The sequence below is a fragment of the Sulfuricurvum sp. genome (assembly GCF_049305995.1).
GTDB lineage: Bacteria > Campylobacterota > Campylobacteria > Campylobacterales > Sulfurimonadaceae > Sulfuricurvum.
The window spans coordinates 1-2,370 of record NZ_JBAQPS010000249.1; the positions used below are offsets into that span (position 1 = coordinate 1).

Genomic DNA, 2,370 nt, shown 5'->3' on the forward strand with positions numbered 1-2,370 from the left:
TTAAGTTCTAACTCTTTATCTATTATTTTTATTATCTCATCTGTCTTAAAATCTATATTTTCTTTTTTTAACTTCTCAAAAAATAATAAAGCTCTCGCACCTCTCCAATAAAGTTTATTTTGACTCACAAAATGTTTACTGTCTTTTCCAAACGTTGATATTACTTGATTATTAGTACATCGTAAATGATAAAAAATCCAACCAAATATTACAAAACCCATACCAATTGTAATAAACTGACTATCATCTATATATAGCCATATTGATAGGATCGCAAATACGAGATATAACCCTATTATAATTTTTAAAAAATATTTATTTCCAAATCTTTCTTCTATCTCTTTTAAAGTCGACGTATTAAATGCTTCCAAAACTTTTAAATAATTTAATTGTGTTCGATTTTCCATTAAGTTATCCAATTCTTCACTAACTTTACAGTATCTCTTCCTGACTCACATTTTTCTCGATTTTCCAAAATTTTAATTTTATATTTCGATAACATTTACATCCCCAAACCATTCATTTGCTTTATTTATAACCTGTTGTGTCGGCTGTGGAAAATACACAATTAAATTATTTTTTGCCCTAGAGCAAGCAACATAAAGAATTTTTCTTGTTCTTTCGATTACACTTTCTTTTCCAGCTGTATTTTCAAACAAATACTTAAAATTATATTGATTCCATCGTCCATTGTCTAATATTACAAAGACATTATCAAATTCCGCACCTTTAACACCATGTTGAGTAGAATAGGGTGATAACTCTTGTCTATACATATATAAATTCTGTATTTCTCTGTAGGCTATCGATTTAGCGCTATTGAATTCTTCATCATGTTCTCGAATATAGATATTAAATTTGTCATCCTTTTTTACCAGATTTAGTTCATTGGCGAACTCAATCATTTGTTCAATATTCTTATCATCGATATTTTTTAAATTTTCAATTGCATCTTTTAACCTTTGCTTATCTGAAAGCTTCCTCATTTTAAAGTGAGTTTTTTTGATAAATTCATTAAAAGATCCATTCTCATATAAAAATATCAGCTCTTCTATTCTGAGTAAATAAGCAATAAATTTATTAGGTTTATCACTAGTAACATCATCATTCGAAAATACATCGAGTAAACTTCTAAAACCTTGTTCATTTGCGATAAGTTTGTGCGTGAGATAAAGCTCTTTAGTATTTTTGGTATCGCTCAAATACCAATTTTCAAAAGCAATATTTTGCTTAATGTCATTGACACTCATCTCGCTAGATGAATATAAAAACTTTATACTTCCTGCTTGATTATTATTTGCAGGTTCTTGCACGATGCCATCATTCCGTATTTGATTTATAAGCCTAATAACTTCCGTAGAACATCTCCTATTATCAGCTTTTACAACTCTTTCAACTACACCTTGAGTTATATACTCATCAATATTTCCGACTCTTCTATCATAAATTGATTGCATAGAATCACCAAAAAAGCCTAAAATATTTTTCTTCTCGCCTATTTGCATAAAATTTAAAAATATATCTGTTACTTCTTTTTGTGTATCTTGGTATTCATCAACAAATATAAAGTCAAATTTATCTTTGACTATACTATTTAGCATCAGATAATGTTCAAACATATAATGAGCCAGCTTGATTATTTCATCATGAGATACTACACCATTTTCTAATTTTTTATATTCTTGGTACTCAATCTTTTTATCATTAAAAAAATCTAAAGATAGTGTTGCCTCTCCACTATAATTGATTGCCCTGCTCTCTATCAATGCAATCAATGCTTTTTTCAAGTCTTTTTGATAGTTTTTAATCTGACTCCATAAAAACTCATGTATAGTTGATACTGTCAAATTTGAATAAGGGCTTCTTTCTTTAATCTCATTAACTGCTACATTCGTATATGTAATACATGCTACTTTAGCATCTTTGTTTTGCTCAAATACATAATCTAAAACTTGCATGAGTGTATATGTTTTACCGCTTCCAGCACCACCACTTAGCAGAAAATTTTTCTTATTTTGAATATGCTGTTTTATTTCTTCGATAGCCATAATAAGCCCTCATTTATATATACCGGTGTGCCCCAATGTTCAAACTGCTCACCACCATAATATAAAATATCAGTTGCAAAAATTGATTTTTTGTCAATACATTCATCAGCTAAATCATACGCATCTTTTGTGGCATTATCAAAATGATTTCTACTTTTCAATCCTCCAAAGCTATCTTTATTTGTAGATATGAATGCTTTGTTTAAATGAATAAAAGCATCTTCAAAGCTCCTAGCATGATAACTATTTTCCTCTGTTTGGTATGCGATACACAAGATGCCATCTTTTAGAATTTTATCTTGGTGAAGCAATACTTTTAAAT

3 protein-coding genes are annotated in these 2,370 nt (G+C 28.9%); all 3 read right to left on the reverse strand.

Annotated features, from left to right (window positions below):
• Nucleotides 1–407: hypothetical protein (locus WA010_RS08590; protein WP_422556715.1), on the reverse strand; the 407-nt coding region annotated here is incomplete at its 3' end.
• Nucleotides 408–485: 78 nt separating this feature from the next.
• Entirely contained in the window at nucleotides 486–2,048 is a 1,563-nt protein-coding gene (locus tag WA010_RS08595) for a UvrD-helicase domain-containing protein (protein WP_422556716.1), read from the reverse strand.
• Nucleotides 2,030–2,370: hypothetical protein (locus tag WA010_RS08600; RefSeq protein ID WP_422556717.1), on the reverse strand; the 341-nt coding region annotated here is incomplete at its 5' end. The genes WA010_RS08595 and WA010_RS08600, both read right to left, overlap by 19 nt.

Excerpts from the sequence above, each read along its gene's own strand:
- WA010_RS08595 (WP_422556716.1), bottom strand. The coding sequence starts at position 2,048 with ATGGCTATCGAAGAAATAAAACAGCATATTCAAAATAAGAAAAATTTT.